This window comes from Kitasatospora sp. NPDC101157 (genome assembly GCF_044768255.1).
In the GTDB taxonomy this organism is placed as follows: Bacteria; Actinomycetota; Actinomycetes; order Streptomycetales; family Streptomycetaceae; genus Kitasatospora.
On record NZ_JBIWPL010000014.1, the window covers coordinates 182,659 to 197,205 of the forward strand.

Sequence of the window (14,547 nt, forward strand, 5' to 3'; positions counted from 1 at the left end):
CGACCGGTCCCGCGGTCATGCGATCTGCGCCGGTCCCGTCGGGCCGAGCACCCGCGCCGTCCTCCCGGGGCTCCCGCTCCCGCCCGACCGGTCCAGCGGCCGCGTGGCCTCCGTCGTCCCCGCCCCTCCCGTGCACCCGCGCCGCGCCCTCCTCCCCCCACGGCCACGGGACCGACGCCTCGCCCTTGCCGCCCCTCCCGTCACCCGTGCGCCCCTGCCGCCCCGGGCCCAGACTGGGTGGTGGACCGCCGCCGCCCCGCGAGGGAGACGCATGCTGCTGGGACTCACCACCGCGCTGGTCGCCACCGTCTGCTTCGGGTTCGGGGCGGTGTCCCAGGCGCGCGGGGCGCGGTCGGCGCCGCGTGCGGACCGGGTGCGGGCGGGCCTGCTGGCCGCGCTGCTGCGGTCCTGGCAGTTCATCCTCGGCACCGCCCTCGACATTCTCGGCTTCGTGCTGAGCATCGTCGCCCTGCGCAGCCTCCCGCTGTTCCTGGTGCAGGCCGTCACCAGCTCCAGCCTCGCCGTCACCGCCCTGGCCGCCGTCTGGCTGCTGGGCGCGCGGCTGCGCCGGAGCGACGTCGCGGGCATCCTCGCGGTCGTCGTCGGCCTCAGTCTGCTGGCGCTGGGCTCCGGCGCGGAGGGCCGGAACGAAGCCCCGGCGGCCTTCCACTGGTCGCTGCTCGCCACCACCGCCGTGATGCTGCTGGCCACGCTGGTGCTGGTCCGCCGGGACGGCACCGCCGCCGCGGCCGGTCTGGGCCTGCTGGCGGGCATCGGCTTCGGCATCACCAGCCTCGCGGTGCGGGTGCTGGACGCGTCCGGGGTCGTCGCCGTGCTCACCGATCCGGCCGCCTACGCCCTGGCGCTCGGCGGGCTGGGCGGCTACCTGGCGTACGCCCTCGCCCTGCAGCGCGGCACCGTGACGGCCGCGACCGCCGCCGGGACGGTGGCCGAGACCTTCGGCCCGGCCCTGGTCGGGGTGGTGTCGCTGGGGGACTCCGCGCGCCCCGGTTTCGCCTGGTGCGCACTGACGGGCTTCGCGGTCGCGGTCGGCGGAACGTTCCTGCTGTCCCGGTTCGGTGAACTAGAGGGCGAGTCCGCCGAACTGGCGGCCCCGCACCCGGGCGCCGGGGCCGAGGGCGGGCGCAGGGACGGCCCCGCCCCGGTAGCCCGGACGGCTCTGCCGTGCGAAGGTGACTTGCCGGACAAATCGGATGGCAGAACGTCCACGGAGCGGCAGGTGAGCGATGGCGGAGGACGCCGCGATGGCTGAGGGAGCCCGGTCCCGGCGGTCGGGTCCCACCGGCCGCCCCGTCGTGCTGGTCACCGGCGCCTCCTCGGGCATCGGCCTCGCCACCGCCACCCGGCTGGCCGACGCCGGCTGGTGGACCCTGCTCTCCGGTACCGACCGCGGCCGCCTGGACGCCCTCGCCGAGCGCACCGGCGGCACCGCCCTGCCCGAGGACCTGAGCAAACCGGACGGCCCCGCCCGCCTCGCCGAGGCCGCGCTGGCCGCCGCCGGCCGGGTCGACGCACTGGTCGCCAGCGCCGGCCTAGGATGGCGCGGCCCCTTCGCCGAGACCCCCTCCGACCTCCTCGACCGGATGATCGAGGTGAACCTCGCCGCCCCGCTGCGCCTGGTCCGCCTCCTGTTGCCCGGCATGCTGGAGCGCCGCCGCGGCCGGATCGTGCTGCTCGGCTCGATGGCCGGCCAGGTCGGGGTGCGCGACGAGTCCGGCTACTCGGCCACCAAGGGAGGGCTGGCGATGTTCGCCGAGAGCCTCTGGTACGAACTGCGCGGCACCGGGGTCGGCGTGCGGCTCGTGCTGCCCGGCGCGGTGGACACGCCGTTCTTCGACCGGCGTGGCACCCCCTACCAGCGCGAACGCCCGCGCCCGGTCTCGGCCGAGCGGGTCGCGGCCACCGTCGTCGCCACCCTGACCACCGAGCGGGACCGCCTCTACGTCCCGCAGTGGCTCGGCTTCCCGGCCCGGATCCACGGGGTCGCGCCCGGCGTGTTCCGCCGGATGGCCTCCCGCTTCGGGTGAGCCCCCGGACCGCGACCCGGGTCGCCTCCGCGCTCGCCCTCGCGGCGGGTGCGGAGTTCCTGCACCTCGCCCCGGCGGCCGTCCGGCTCCCACCGCTGCGCCGGACCCTGGCCCGCCGCACCGCCGGCCAGGGCACCACTCCGGGCCACGTCGCCCTCACCTTCGACGACGGTCCCGACCCGCGCAGCACCCCGTACGTCCTGGACGCCCTCGACGGACTCGGCGCCCGCGCCACCTTCTTCCTGCTCGGCGCGATGCTGGAGCGCGCCCCTGCCCTCGGCCGCGAACTGGTGCTGCGCGGCCACGAGGTCGCCGTGCACGGCTGGCACCACCGGCAGCAGTGGTACCCGGCCCCGGCCCGCGACCTGCGCGAACTGCGCCGCGCCACCGAGGCGGTGACCGACCTGTGCGGCGCCCGCCCGCGCTGGTACCGGCCGCCGTACGGCGTGCTCACCGCCGGACCGGCGCTGGCCGCCCGCCGCCTGGGCCTGCGCAGCGTGCTGTGGACCGCCTGGGGCCGCGACTGGACGGCCGAGGCCACCGGTGACTCCGTCTACGCGACCGCCCGCCCCGGCCTCACCGCCGGGGCCACCCTCCTGCTGCACGACTCCGACTGCACCTCCGCCCCCGGCTCCTGGCGCGCCACCCTCGCCGCCCTCCCGCTGATCGCCGCTCACTGCCGCGCCCGTGCCCTCGTCCTCGGCCCGCTGCGCGACCACGCCGTGCCGCCCGTCTCCCGCGGCGCACGCTCGTCGAGCCCCCGGGCTTGACCTCAGGTCGACTTGAGGTGCGAACGTGATCGGCATGACCGAGAAGACCTTCGACGGGATCACCGACGGGATCACCGACGAGACCGCGGACGAACCGGCCGAGGCCCGGGACGTCCGGGCGATCAGGGAGGTCGTCGCCGTCGTCGAGCGCACGCAACGGGCCAAGGACCCCGACGGCTTCCTCGCCCTCTTCCACCCCGACCCGCTGTGGACGACCGCCCACGGCAAGGTCCTGGTGGGTTACGACGCGATCGCCGACTTCACCCGGGAGGTGCTGCCCCGGGCGGACCGGGACGGCGAGGTGACGTACGAGGTCGCGCACGTGCGGTTCCTGCGGCCGGACGTGGCGGCCGTCAAGGTCCGGCAGCTCCACCACGGGCCCGAGGGCGACTCCGAGGGAACTCCGCTGTACCTGATGTCGCGCGACGAGGACGGGCGCTGGCTGCTGCACGTCGGCCAGAACACCGCGGTGCAGGCGGGGTAGGGCCCGCCCGGCTACCCCAGTCCCACCCGCTCCAGTGCCGACCCGAAACCCTTCTGCCACGCCTTCGGGTCGGCGCCGGTGGACAGTCCGGGAGCCGGGCGGCCGAGGGCGGCGAGTGCGTTGCGGACCACCTCGGCGGGGCGCGCGGTGGCGACGTCGGCGTGGCCGAGCTCCAGCTCGTGCTGGAGGTTGTCCCGGCCGTGGCCCTGGACGACGTCGAGCAGCAGCAGCCGGCGCCCCAGCGCCCGGGCCTCGCTGCAGGTGTCGCCGGAGCTGGTGACGACCAGGTCGGCGGCGGCCATCAGGGCCGGGATCCGGTCGGTGTAGCCGAAGGCGTGCAGCCGCGGTTCCCGGCGGGCGGCCGCCCGCAGCCGCTGCTCCAGCTCCCGGTTGCGGCCGGCCACCGCGAGCACATGCGGCCCGGCGGCGGCCAGGGAGGCGGCGGTGCGGGCGATCGGTCCGAGCCCCCAGGCGCCGGACATCAGCAGCACGCACGCGGCGTCCGGTGGCACGCCGAGCTCGGCCCGGGCCGCGGCCCGGGCCGGCGGGCGGTAGAACGGCCGCCGCAGCGGCGCGGGCACCACGGCGACGTCGGCGTCCGGCCGGTAGCGGCGCACGGCGCAGGCGGCGACCTCGGAGGTGACCAGGAACAGGTCGGTGCCCTCCTGCACCCAGAGCCGGTGCGGCGTCACGTCGGTGCAGAACACGAAGTGCCGGAAGTCCCGCTGTGGCAGCCGGTTGACCGCCGAGGTGGCGGTGGCGAACACCGAGACCACCAGCTGCGGTCGCTGCTCCGCGACCAGCTCGCGCAGCGCCGGGACGAGCCGGCTGCGGGCGGCCGCGTCGGCGAGCAGCGCGATCCGGGCGCCCGGGCGCAGCGCCGAGAAGTGGAAGGCGTCGTAGACCCCGGGCAGGTCGAGCAGCCGCCGGAAGACGGCCTCGCCGGCGGCCCCCGAGCGCTGCCCGAGCAGGGCCATGGCGTCCACGGTGCCGGTGGTCCAGCCGCGTTCGTGCAGGGTGTCGGCGCAGGCCTGGGCCATCACGTCGTGGCCCTGGCCGAGCGAGCCGGAGACCAGCAGGGCGTGCGGCATCGGGCGGCCCCGGTCAGCCGGTGCCGGTCGTGGCGGCGGCGCCGGCCCGGTACCAGTCCGCGTAGCGGCGCACACCCTCGGTGAAGTTGGTCCGCGGCGACCAGCCGAGCAGCCGCTTGGCCTGGGCGGAGGAGATCCGCCGCCCGTTGTAGTCGGCCTTGCGCCCGTCGATGTGCTCGATGCTCACCGGGCCGAACAGCTCGTCGACGGTGTCGGCGATGTCCCGCACCGAGACGGCGGTGGAGCCCTCCAGGGCGAAGGTCTGGTCCTCGGCGGCGGGGGACAGGGCGCGGACGTGGGCGTCGGCGAGGTCCTCGACGTAGACGAAGTTGCGGGTCTGCCGGCCGTCCCCGGCGATGGTGATCGGCCGTCCGGCGAGCGCCGCCTGGACGAACCGGGCGACGACCAGCTCGTCGCGCATCCGCGGGCCGTACGGGATGCCGAAGCGCAGGATGGTGAAGTGCTGCCCGTACAGCTCGCGGTAGCTGTGCACCAGCATCTCGGCGGCCAGTTTGGTGGCCACGTAGAGGTGCCCGCTGTGTTCCAGCTCGATCGGGACGTGTTCGTCCAACTCCTCTTCGTCGCCGTCGAGTTGCCCGCCGCCCAGGGCGGCGCCGTAGACCCACACGGTGCTCGCCAGCACGGTGCGGCTCAGGCCGCTGCGCCGGGCGGCCTCCAGGACGGCCTCGGTGCCGTCGATGTTGGTCCGCACGGCCCGGACCGGGTCGGCGGAGACCTGCTCGACGTCGGCCATCGCGGCGAGGTGGTAGACCACCTCGCTGCCGGCCAGCGTGGAGGTCAGCGCCGGCAGGTCGAGGATGTCGATCCGGGCGTGCTCGGCGTCGGGGTTGAGGTACTTGTCGGTGGTGTCCACGGCGAGGACGTCGTGGCCGGCCGCGATCAGGTGGTCCACGACGTGTGAGCCGATGAACCCGCAGCCCCCGGTGACGGCTATCCGCACGGTCTTGCTCCCTTCGCTCGGCTACCCGGCCAGCCGCCGGTGCACGGCCGAGACGGCCTCGATCACCTGCTCGGTCTCGTCCTCGGTCATGTCGGAGTGCACCGGCAGGCAGACCTGCCGGGCGCAGACGTCCTCGGCCACCGGCAGCGGCCCGCGCCGGTAGGGGGCGAGGACCGGCTGCAGGTGCAGCGGCAGGTCGTAGACCTCACCGGACAGCCGCACCCCGTACTCCTCGGCCACCGCCCGTTTGAAGGCGGCGCGCTCCACGCCGGGCGCCAGCAGCGCCACGTACTTGTAGTAGTTGCCGCGGCTGCCGGGCGGTTCGAGCACCGGCTCCATCCCGTCCAGCGCGGCCAGCGCCGAGTCGTAGCGGCGGGCGACGGCCCGGCGGGTCTCGATGAACTCCTTGAGCCGGCGCAGGTGCACCGCGCCGACGGCCGCGTGCAGCTCGCTCATCCGCCAGGAGTAGCCGAGCCGGACGTGGTGGTTGGTGCTGAAGGAGCCCTTGCCCTGGTCGCGGTAGATACGGGCCTCGTCGCGCAGTTCCGGCGACTCGGTGAGGACCATGCCGCCCTCGCCGCTGGTGGTCACCTTGGTCGGGTAGAAGGAGAAGGCCCCGGCCAGGCCGAAGGTCCCGGCGGCGCGGCCGTCGTGGCTGCTGCCGTGGGCGTGCGCGGCGTCCTCGACCAGCGGGACGCCGTGCCGGTCGCAGAGCGCGCGCAGCGCGTCCACCTGCGGGGTGACCAGCCCGCCGATGTGGACGAGCACGACGGCCGCGGTGTCCGGGGTGAGGGCCGCCGCGAGGGTCTCGGGGGAGAGCGCCAGGGTGGCCGGGTCGACGTCGGCGAACACCGGACGGCCCCCGGCGTGGACCACCGCTCCGGCCGTCGCGTAGAAGGTGACGGCGGGGACGACCACGTCGCGGCCGCGGACGTCGACGGTGCGCAGGATCATCTCCAGGGCCGCCGTGCCGCTGCTCACCGCGACGGCGTGCGAGGCGCCGTGCTCGGCGGCGAAGGCCTGCTCGAAGCGCTCGGTCCACGGCCCGAGCGTCAGCGCGCCGGTGGTGAGCATCTCGGCCACCGCGTCGGCGACGGCCGCGCGGTCGTTCTCGTCGAACACGATGCGGGCGGCTGGCACGCCCATGGGGCACCTCCGGCGGCGGGCTGGGTTCAGCACCGATCGGGACGGGTCGGCCCGAACCGGGTGGAAACGGTCGGGCCAGAGGCCCATCACGCTACTTCGCCCGGGCGGTCGCGGCCCGTCCGTCACCTCCGCACGGGTGACCCGCCACTGCTCCCGCCGCAGGCCACAGGGGTGCTCCGGCTGCTCCCGGTGCGGGGCGTGCGGTCCTCCGTACGGGGGAGGGCCGTACTGCGTCCGCAGTACGCAAACGGCCTGCGGAGGGACGACGACGGAGCAGGGGTCGGCGATCAAGGATTGGTCATGCTGCGAGCGGACCGCCTTCGCGCACCCCGCACCCGCACCCGTCCCCGTCCGCACCTTGCTTCCGAATCCGAAGGAGTCCGTTCTCCCGTGGCAACGTTCCTCTACCGCCTGGGCCGATGGGCCTTCGCCCGGCGCCGGCTGGTGGCCCTCCTGTGGGTCGCCGTGCTGGCCGTCGGCGGAGTCCTGGCGGCCAAGGCGCCCGCCGCACCCGACGACGGCTTCTCGATGCCCGGGACGGAGGCCCAGAAGGCCTTCGACCTGATGAACGAGCGCTTCCCCGGCGGCCACGCCGACGGTGCCTCGGCCCGCCTGGTGTTCGTCGCGCCCTCCGGGCAGAAGATCACCGCAGGGCCGAACCAGCAGATCGTGGAGAAGACGGTCGGCGAGCTCGTCCACGGCGAGCAGGTCACCAGCGCGGTGGACCCGTTCAAGACGAAGGGTGCGGTCTCCAAGGACGAGACGACGGCCTACGCCACCGTCAGCTACTCCGCCAAGGCGGGCGAGGTGTCCAAGGGCGCCACCGACGCGCTGCAGCAGGCCGCCCAGCACGGGCGGGACGCCGGGCTCAAGGTCGAGATCGGCGGCAACGCGCTGATGGCCAAGCCCGAGGCGGGCGGCAGCAGCGAGGCGATCGGCATGGCGCTGTCCGCGGTCGTCCTGGTGATCACCTTCGGCTCGCTGGTCGCGGCCGGCCTGCCGCTGCTCACCGCCGTGATCGGCGTCGGCCTCGGCATGTCGCTGATCACCGCGCTCGGCAGCACGCTGGGCCTCTCCTCGACCACCGGCACGCTGGCCATGATGCTCGGCCTCGCCGTCGGCATCGACTACGCCGTGTTCATCGTCTCCCGCTACCGGGCCGAGCTCGCCGAGGGCCGCACCCCGCAGGAGGCGGCCGGCCGGGCCGTCGGCACCGCCGGCTCCGCGGTGGTCTTCGCCGGGCTCACCGTGGTGATCGCCCTCGCCGGGCTCTCCGTGGTCGGCATCCCGATGCTCGCCAAGATGGGCATGGCCGCCGCAGGGACGGTCGTCATAGCCGTGCTGGTCGCGCTCACCCTGGTGCCCGCCCTGCTCGGCTTCATCGGCCGCAAGGTGCTGCCGCGCAAGGTCCGCAAGGCCGAGAAGGCCGGTGGCCCGCTCCAGCCGGCCGGGGCGAAGGAGAACGGCGGCGCCCGCTGGGCCCGGTTCGTCACCCGCCGCCCGCTCGCGGTGCTGCTGCTCGGTGTGGTCGGCCTCGGCGTGCTCGCCTCGCCCGCGCTCGACCTGCGGCTCGGTCTGCCCGGCGACGAGGCCAAGCCCACCTCCACCACCCAGCGCCGCGCCTACGACCTGCTCTCCGAGGGTTTCGGCCCCGGGTTCAACGGCCCGCTGACCGTCCTGGTGGACGTCAAGGGCACGCCGGACCCGAAGGCCGCCGCCGGCGAGGTCGCCAAGGCCGTCTCCGGCGTGCACGGCGTGGTCACCGTGACGCCGCCGATGTTCAACAAGGCAGGCGACACCGCCCTGCTCAACGCCGTCCCGGCCACCGGTCCGGCCGACGAGGCGACCAAGGACCTGGTCCACACCATCCGCGGCCAGGCCTCCGGACTCAAGGCCTCGACCGGGGCGACGGTCCTGGTCAGCGGTACGACGGCGATGAACATCGACGTCTCGCAGAAGCTCACCGACGCGCTGGTGCCCTACCTCGCGGTGGTCGTCGGCCTGGCCGTCCTGCTGTTGCTGGTGGTCTTCCGCTCCGTCCTCGTCCCGCTCAAGGCGGCGCTCGGCTTCCTGCTCTCGGTGGCCGCCGCGCTCGGCGCGGTCGTCGCGGTCTTCCAGTGGGGCTGGCTGGCCGACCTGATCGGCGTGCAGCAGACCGGGCCGGTGATGAGCATGATGCCGATCTTCATGATCGGCGTGGTCTTCGGCCTCGCCATGGACTACGAGGTGTTCCTGGTCACCCGGATCCGCGAGGACTTCGTCCACGGCGAGCAGCCCCGTGAGGCCATCGTGACCGGCTTCCGGCACAACGCCCGGGTGGTCACCGCGGCCGCCTTCATCATGATCGCGGTCTTCGCGGGCTTCATCGGGATGAGCGAGCCGATGATCAAGATGATGGGTCTGGGCCTCGCCGCCGCCGTCGCCTTCGACGCCTTCGTGGTCCGGATGACGATCGTCCCGGCCGTGCTCGCCCTGCTCGATCACCGTGCCTGGTGGCTGCCGCGCTGGCTCGACCGCCTGATACCGGACGTCGACGTCGAGGGCAGCAAGCTGCACACCGTCGCCCCCGAACCGGCCCCGGTCCGGGAGTCGGTCACCGTCTAGACCCGGCACCGGCCGGACCGGGCCGCCCACCGGGGCGGTCCGGTCCGGTGGGCGGTCCGGTCCGGCGCCGGTCGGCTCGGACACCGGTTCGAGCGCCAACCGCTACCGTTGCTGTCGGGGCCGCCGTCCGTACGGACGCCCCCGACCCGGCCGCGCCGCACCCCACTCGGGGCGCGGCGCCGCACCGACTGGCAGTACCCGGCGAGGGGCGGCCAGGGCACCCCGACCCGGAGAGCACGACCATGAGCGACACCTGGCAGCGCCTGCGCCGCGAGCACCCCCGGCTGCTCGACGCCGCGGGAGGCCTGGCCCTGCTCGCGGTCACCGGCCTCGGCGCCACGGTCGACCAGGTCACCGGGCACTTCGCCCCGGTCGACCCGGCCACCGGCGTCCTCGCCCTGATCGCCGCCGCGGCCGTGTTCTTCCACCGCCGCCACCCGCGCGCGGTGGCCGCAGTCACCCTGGTCTGCACCATGATGCTGACCTGGACCAGCCCCCGGCTCACCCCGATGCTGGCCACCCCCCTGCTGCTCGCGCTCTACTTCCTCGCCGTGCGCACCGACCGCTCCACCGCGCTGCGCGCCTCGATCGCCACCGCCGTCCTGCTCACCGGGATATCCCTGCTGTTCGGGCCCACCGGCCCGATCGGCGAGCGGATCGGCGTGCTCGCCTGGGCCCTGCTGCCCGGCGCCCTCGGCGACTCCATCCGCAACCGCCGCGCCCACCTCGCCGCGATCGAGGAACGCGCCGAACGCGCCGAACGCACCCGCGAGGAGGAGGCCCGCCGACGGGTCGCCGACGAGCGGATCCGGATCGCCCGCGACCTGCACGACGTCGTCGCCCACCACATCGCCCTCGCCAACGCCCAGGCCGGCATCGCCGTCCACCTCATGGACAGCCACCCGGTGCAGGCCCGCGAGGTGCTCAGCCACATCACCGACGCCACCGGCTCCGCCCTCCAGGAGCTGCGCGCCACCGTCGGTCTGCTGCGCCGTGCCGAGGAACCGGCCCCGCTCGAACCCGCCCCCGGTCTGGACCGGCTCCCCGAACTGATCAACACCTTCGAGCGGGCGGGCCTGCCGGTCCGGCTCACCGTCGAGGGCGAGTCCCGGCCACTGTCGCCCGGCGTCGACCTCACCGCCTTCCGGATCGTCCAGGAGTCGCTGACCAACGTCGCCAAGCACGCCCACGGCGCCAACGCCGAGGTCACCCTCTCCTACAGCGGCAGCCGGGTCGCCGTCAGCGTCGCCAACGGCCGCCCGACCACCAGCGGCCACCCGCGCACCGCCCTGCTGCCGCAGGCCGTCCCCGGTGAGAGCGGCTTCGGCCTGGTCGGCATGCGCGAGCGGGCCGGTGCGGTCGGGGGCCGCCTCACCGCCGACCGCCGGCCCGACGGCGGCTTCCTGGTCACCGCCGAACTCCCGCTGCGCACCGGCGCCCGGGAGGACGTCGCCCCCCGGACGGACGGCCCCTCCCGCCCGGACGGCACCGCCGAACGAGGCGGCCCGGCCGCGCCCGTCGCCAAGGACCGGCCCGCCCACGGCTTCCGGCGCGACTGCGTCGTCCGCCCCACCCGCCCGGAGCGCTCCGGCGGCTCCCCCGACCCCGCCCGACAAGATCGCGCCATCCGGAAGGACAAGGACCCCGCATGACCATCCGCGTGCTGCTCGCCGACGACCAGGCCCTGCTGCGCGGCGCCTTCCGGATGCTGATCGACGCCGAGGAGGACATGGAGGTGGTCGGCGAGGCCGCCGACGGCCGTGAGGCGGTGGAGCTCGCCCGCGCCACCAAACCCGACCTCGTGCTGATGGACATCCGGATGCCCGGTGCCGACGGCCTCGGCGCCACGGCCGAGATCTGCGCGGACGAGGAGCTGTCCGGCACCCGGGTTCTCATCCTCACCACCTTCGAGATCGACGAGTACGTGGCCCAGGCACTGCGCGCGGGTGCCGGAGGCTTCCTCGGCAAGGGCGCCGACCCGAAGGAACTGCTGGCCGCCGTCCGCACCGTCGCGGCCGGTGACGCCCTGCTCTCGCCCGCCGCCACCCGGGCCGTGATCGAGCAGTTCCTCGCCCAGCCCGACCCGGCCGCCGTCGCGCCCGCCGAGCGGCTCTCCGTCCTCACCGCCCGCGAGCGCGAGGTGATGTCGATGGCCGCCACCGGGCTCACCAACGAGGAGATCGCCGAGCGGATGTTCGTCAGCCCGTTCACCGTCCGCACCCATGTGCACCGGGCGATGGCCAAGCTGGACGCCAGGGACCGGGCGCAACTCGTCGCGATCGCCTACCAGTCCGGACTGGTCCCGCCCGGCAGAGCGTCCTGACGTACCGTCACGCGCGAGGCCCGTGACTCCTGCCCGCTGTTGCGGGCGCGGGTTGAGGCAACGTCAGAACTCCCGCCGGGGAACCCTCCAAGATCCGGTCCTGGCCGAAAACCGCCGCCGAACTGGTGTATCAGCGAGTAGTCTGCCGATGACTCAGAATGAGGAGGATGTTCGTGGAAACCAAGGACACGGCCGGCGAGGTGCGGATTCTCCAGCCGTTGCCCGGGCGCACGGAGGACGGATCACAGGCGTTCGAGCTGCGGCTCGCGCGTCTGCTCCGCGTGCTCGGGGCCGAGGTCGCACCGGGGGCGGACTACCCGAGCGCGGCCCGATGGGAGGTCCACAAGGCGCTCGCCGGGCGGTCCGAGCTGCCCGAGGAGTACTTCGAGCCGCTGCTGGAGGCGGCGGTCCACGATCCCAACCCGAGCTTCAACCGCCGTTTCGTCGAGCCGGCCCTCATCGCCTTCGGCCAGCGCCGGGTCCGGCTGGCCCTGCTCGGCTACCTGCAGACCGGCACCGACCCGGAGCGCGCCGGCGCCGCCCGGGCCTGGTACTGGACGGCGCTGACGGTCGGCGGCGGCCGGAACGCGACCGCCGACGAGGGTGCGACCGTCCGCGACAGCTGGAACGAGGCCGCGTTGCGGGAGTTCGTCTCCAACGAGGACCTCGACGTCCGCCGTTGCATCCTGCCCGGCCTGCCGCTGGTGCCGCGCGCCTATCCGGCCGAGCTGCACGCCCTCGTCGAGGCGGCGGTCACGATCGCCCGCTCCCATCCCGACGAGTACATCCGCCACCGCGCCGAGATCCAGACCGGCCTCTGACCTTCGGGTACGCCCGCTCCGGGTGCGCCCGCCGAGACGCGTACCCGGAGCGGGGACTCCGGCGGTCCACCGGCAGTTGGGTCAGGTCAGCCGGTGTTGACGGTGATGTCGCCGATGTCCGTGCCGAGGTCGAGCTTGAACTTGCCGTTGGGGTCGTTCTGGACGCCGATGTGCTTCGACCCGATGTCCGTTCCCGCACTGACGCGGTAGGAGCCGGGCGGGACGGTCAGTCGGATCGCGCCGTTGTCGGTGCTGGCCTTGACGTCCTGGGCCTTGGCGGCGGTGAGCTTGATCGCGCCGCTGTCCGTCTTGGCCTGGATCCGGTCCCCCTTGAGCGAGGTGCCGTCGATGTCACCGCTGTCGGTGCGCAGGTCGACCGCTCCGGTCGCCTGGTCGACCGAGATGCTGCCGGAGTCGGTGTGCACCGACACCGAGCCGACCTCGGTGAGGTGGATCCCGCCGGAGGAGGTGCCGCCGCTGACCGGCAGCCCGGCGGGCAGCTCGACGGTGTAGCTCACCGAGCAGTTGTGCCCGCAGCCGCCGAGCACCAGGACCCCGTCCTCGATCCGGGTGGTCGTCCCGGGCTTGCTGTCCTGGTAGGTGATCTCCCGGTGGACGGAGGCACTCCCGGCGCCGGACTTGCCGTGGATGGTGACCGTCCCGGAGGGGCCGTCCAGCTTGACGGCGGTGATCCTGCCCGAGACGGTCGCGTCGTCGCTGACCTCGGTCCCGACCGGGTCGCAGGCGACGAGCGCCCCGACGGCGAGCCCGGCGACCGCGACGGCCCCGGCAAGACGCTGATAGCTGCGGTACTGGACCATGGTGGTTCCCCCCACGTCATGGACGATCGTCGCGTGCGGACCGACTCCGTGTGACCGCCCCGCTCCGGAGCCGTCGCGACGACCGTAGTGGCGGGCGGGGCCCCGGGTCCCTGGTGCCAGCCCCCCTATCCGGGGTCCGGAAGCCCCCACCCCCGCCCGGCCCCGCTCCGCCGCCCCCAGGGCCTGCGCGCGACCGCCCCGTCCCTGCTCACCCACCGTGCCGCTCCGGGGCCCGAGGCCGCGCCGGTGGTGAGCGCCTCTGGCCGGTCCCGGGCGGGAGGTTCCCGGGCGAGGTGTCGGCGAACGTCGGCGGACAGCCTGAAGCCCAGGTCAGCGCCCAGATGGCGGCTGGCCGGCCACCCCCGTACGTCCCCTTCGTCGCGCCCCGGCGGCCGTCCCGGCGCAGGATGGAAACCCCGGGCGGTGGGCCCGGCGGAGCCGGCGGACCGGACGGAGTCGTCGGCGGGGCTCGACACGGGAGGTCGAGGTCGTCGTGGTAATCGCTATGGCAGACATCCGCGAGTGGCGCGGCCAGTCGGTGGTCGACGAGAAGGGCCACCGCATCGGCACGCTGGAGTCGGTGTACGTCGAGACGGCCACCGACGAGCCGTTCTTCGCCACGGTCCTGACCGGTATGACCAAGCGCCGCCTGGTCTTCGTCCCGCTGGAGGGCTCGGTGGCCGGCCCGGACTACGTGCGGGTGCCGTACCCGAAGGCCAAGGTCAAGCAGGCGCCGGCGATCGGCACCGACGACGTCCTGCCGGCCACCGACGAACCCGAGGTGTTCGCCTACTACCAGCTGCCTTACGTGACCGGCGCCGGAGGCGAGCGCCGACTGGCCCGCCGCTGATCACGGGCGCTTCCGGAAGCATCCCGCCAGCCGGGAACGAATACCCCGCCGGGTACGCTTGTCAATCGACAGTCGACGTGAAAGGCGGCCCGGACATGCAGGTGGACGAGGAGGCGGTCGGCGCGGTCCTGAACCGACTGCGTCGGGCCCAGGGCCAGTTGGCCGGGGTGATCGCGATGATCGAGGCGGGCCGGGACTGCAAGGACGTGGTCACCCAGCTCGCCGCCGTCTCGCGCGCCCTGGACCGGGCCGGGTTCAAGATCGTCGCCAGCGGAATGCGCCAGTGCATGGCCGCCGCCGACGAGGACGGCGCGCCGATGAGCGAGGCCGAGCTGGAGAAGCTGTTCCTCGCCCTGGCCTGAGTCCGGGCCCGGGCTCGGCCCCGAGCGCGGAGGCACCGGCCCCACCGCCTCCCGGAGGGCCGCGACGGATCACCCGTCGCGGCCCTCCCCGCGTTCCCTGCCCCGCCGTCGCCACGGGAACGGCCGCCGCCCACGGAATCGCCTCCGGCCCGGAGTTCCCGAACCGCCCGATGCTCCGTCATGTGCCGTTCACTCCCCGGTCGTCGGCCTTCGGATGAATGAGCCCGCCCGCAGTTGTACAGCCAACTGCGGGCGTTCCTCCTCCC

General features: G+C 74.5%; 14 protein-coding genes. 10 read left to right on the top strand and 4 right to left on the bottom strand.

Features of this window, described 5'->3' with window-relative positions; translation table 11 throughout:
* The first annotated feature begins 271 nt into the window (after window positions 1-271).
* Genes ACIRVF_RS25955 through ACIRVF_RS25970 form a run of 4 tightly spaced genes read left to right on the top strand, consistent with a single transcriptional unit; the run spans window position 272 to window position 3,302 of the window.
* The gene (locus ACIRVF_RS25955; RefSeq protein ID WP_402822328.1) at window positions 272-1,273 is read left to right on the top strand and encodes a hypothetical protein; all 1,002 of its coding nucleotides are present in this window, start codon (window positions 272-274) and stop codon (window positions 1,271-1,273) included.
* Window positions 1,266-2,048: an SDR family NAD(P)-dependent oxidoreductase gene (locus ACIRVF_RS25960; protein WP_402822331.1), complete on the top strand. Its 783-nt coding sequence runs from the start codon at window positions 1,266-1,268 to the stop codon at window positions 2,046-2,048. The genes ACIRVF_RS25955 and ACIRVF_RS25960 overlap by 8 nt, the downstream gene beginning before the upstream one ends.
* Complete coding sequence (locus tag ACIRVF_RS25965; RefSeq protein ID WP_402822333.1) at window positions 2,045-2,818, top strand: polysaccharide deacetylase family protein; 774 nt, start codon at window positions 2,045-2,047, stop codon at window positions 2,816-2,818. Before ACIRVF_RS25960 ends, ACIRVF_RS25965 begins: the two co-directional genes overlap by 4 nt.
* Before the next feature lie 34 nt (window positions 2,819-2,852).
* Window positions 2,853-3,302 carry an SgcJ/EcaC family oxidoreductase gene (locus tag ACIRVF_RS25970; protein ID WP_402822336.1) on the top strand — a complete coding sequence of 150 codons (450 nt, stop codon included), beginning with the start codon at window positions 2,853-2,855 and terminating at the stop codon, window positions 3,300-3,302.
* A gap of 11 nt (window positions 3,303-3,313) precedes the next feature.
* On the opposite strand, the gene ACIRVF_RS25975 is transcribed toward ACIRVF_RS25970, so the two are convergent.
* Genes ACIRVF_RS25975 through ACIRVF_RS25985 form a run of 3 tightly spaced genes read right to left on the bottom strand, consistent with a single transcriptional unit; the run spans window position 3,314 to window position 6,500 of the window.
* Window positions 3,314-4,393, bottom strand: a complete 1,080-nt coding sequence (locus tag ACIRVF_RS25975) for a hypothetical protein (RefSeq protein ID WP_402822339.1) — start codon at window positions 4,391-4,393, stop codon at window positions 3,314-3,316.
* Between the two features lie 13 nt (window positions 4,394-4,406).
* On the bottom strand, window positions 4,407-5,354 hold the full coding sequence (locus ACIRVF_RS25980) for an NAD-dependent epimerase/dehydratase family protein (protein ID WP_402822342.1): 948 nt from the start codon (window positions 5,352-5,354) through the stop codon (window positions 4,407-4,409).
* Window positions 5,355-5,375: 21 nt separating this feature from the next.
* On the bottom strand, window positions 5,376-6,500 hold the full coding sequence (locus tag ACIRVF_RS25985) for a DegT/DnrJ/EryC1/StrS family aminotransferase (RefSeq protein ID WP_402822345.1): 1,125 nt from the start codon (window positions 6,498-6,500) through the stop codon (window positions 5,376-5,378).
* 390 nt (window positions 6,501-6,890) lie between these two features.
* On the opposite strand from ACIRVF_RS25985, the gene ACIRVF_RS25990 reads away from it, so the two are divergent.
* The 4 genes from ACIRVF_RS25990 to ACIRVF_RS26005 all read left to right on the top strand — a co-directional run bounded on the left by ACIRVF_RS25990 (window position 6,891) and on the right by ACIRVF_RS26005 (window position 12,248).
* A complete protein-coding gene (locus tag ACIRVF_RS25990; protein WP_402822347.1) occupies window positions 6,891-9,104 on the top strand; it encodes an MMPL family transporter in 2,214 nt (737 codons plus the stop codon).
* Between the two features lie 242 nt (window positions 9,105-9,346).
* Complete coding sequence (locus ACIRVF_RS25995) at window positions 9,347-10,756, top strand: sensor histidine kinase (protein ID WP_402822350.1); 1,410 nt, start codon at window positions 9,347-9,349, stop codon at window positions 10,754-10,756.
* Complete coding sequence (locus tag ACIRVF_RS26000) at window positions 10,753-11,427, top strand: response regulator (protein WP_402822353.1); 675 nt, start codon at window positions 10,753-10,755, stop codon at window positions 11,425-11,427. The genes ACIRVF_RS25995 and ACIRVF_RS26000 overlap by 4 nt, the downstream gene beginning before the upstream one ends.
* Window positions 11,428-11,600: 173 nt before the next feature.
* Entirely contained in the window at window positions 11,601-12,248 is a 648-nt protein-coding gene (locus tag ACIRVF_RS26005) for a hypothetical protein (protein ID WP_402822356.1), read from the top strand.
* 86 nt (window positions 12,249-12,334) lie between these two features.
* Here ACIRVF_RS26005 and ACIRVF_RS26010 read toward each other — a convergent pair whose 3' ends face one another.
* Window positions 12,335-13,084, bottom strand: coding sequence for a DUF4097 family beta strand repeat-containing protein (locus tag ACIRVF_RS26010; protein WP_402822359.1), 750 nt, complete (start codon window positions 13,082-13,084; stop codon window positions 12,335-12,337).
* A gap of 490 nt (window positions 13,085-13,574) precedes the next feature.
* On the opposite strand from ACIRVF_RS26010, the gene ACIRVF_RS26015 reads away from it, so the two are divergent.
* Window positions 13,575-13,919, top strand: coding sequence for a PRC-barrel domain-containing protein (locus ACIRVF_RS26015; protein WP_402822362.1), 345 nt, complete (start codon window positions 13,575-13,577; stop codon window positions 13,917-13,919).
* Window positions 13,920-14,014: 95 nt separating this feature from the next.
* Window positions 14,015-14,281 carry a metal-sensitive transcriptional regulator gene (locus tag ACIRVF_RS26020; RefSeq protein ID WP_030553044.1) on the top strand — a complete coding sequence of 89 codons (267 nt, stop codon included), beginning with the start codon at window positions 14,015-14,017 and terminating at the stop codon, window positions 14,279-14,281.
* Window positions 14,282-14,547 lie beyond the last annotated feature (266 nt).

What these genes read in the sequence shown, in the direction of transcription:
- ACIRVF_RS25955 (WP_402822328.1), top strand. Translation starts at nt 272, where the DNA reads ATGCTGCTGGGACTCACCACCGCGCTGGTCGCCACCGTCTGCTTCGGG.
- ACIRVF_RS25960 (WP_402822331.1), top strand. Translation starts at nt 1,266, where the DNA reads ATGGCTGAGGGAGCCCGGTCCCGGCGGTCGGGTCCCACCGGCCGCCCC.
- ACIRVF_RS25970 (WP_402822336.1), top strand. Translation starts at nt 2,853, where the DNA reads ATGACCGAGAAGACCTTCGACGGGATCACCGACGGGATCACCGACGAG.
- ACIRVF_RS25975 (WP_402822339.1), bottom strand. Translation starts at nt 4,393, where the DNA reads ATGCCGCACGCCCTGCTGGTCTCCGGCTCGCTCGGCCAGGGCCACGAC.
- ACIRVF_RS25985 (WP_402822345.1), bottom strand. Translation starts at nt 6,500, where the DNA reads ATGGGCGTGCCAGCCGCCCGCATCGTGTTCGACGAGAACGACCGCGCG.
- ACIRVF_RS25995 (WP_402822350.1), top strand. Translation starts at nt 9,347, where the DNA reads ATGAGCGACACCTGGCAGCGCCTGCGCCGCGAGCACCCCCGGCTGCTC.
- ACIRVF_RS26000 (WP_402822353.1), top strand. Translation starts at nt 10,753, where the DNA reads ATGACCATCCGCGTGCTGCTCGCCGACGACCAGGCCCTGCTGCGCGGC.
- ACIRVF_RS26015 (WP_402822362.1), top strand. Translation starts at nt 13,575, where the DNA reads ATGGCAGACATCCGCGAGTGGCGCGGCCAGTCGGTGGTCGACGAGAAG.
- ACIRVF_RS26020 (WP_030553044.1), top strand. Translation starts at nt 14,015, where the DNA reads ATGCAGGTGGACGAGGAGGCGGTCGGCGCGGTCCTGAACCGACTGCGT.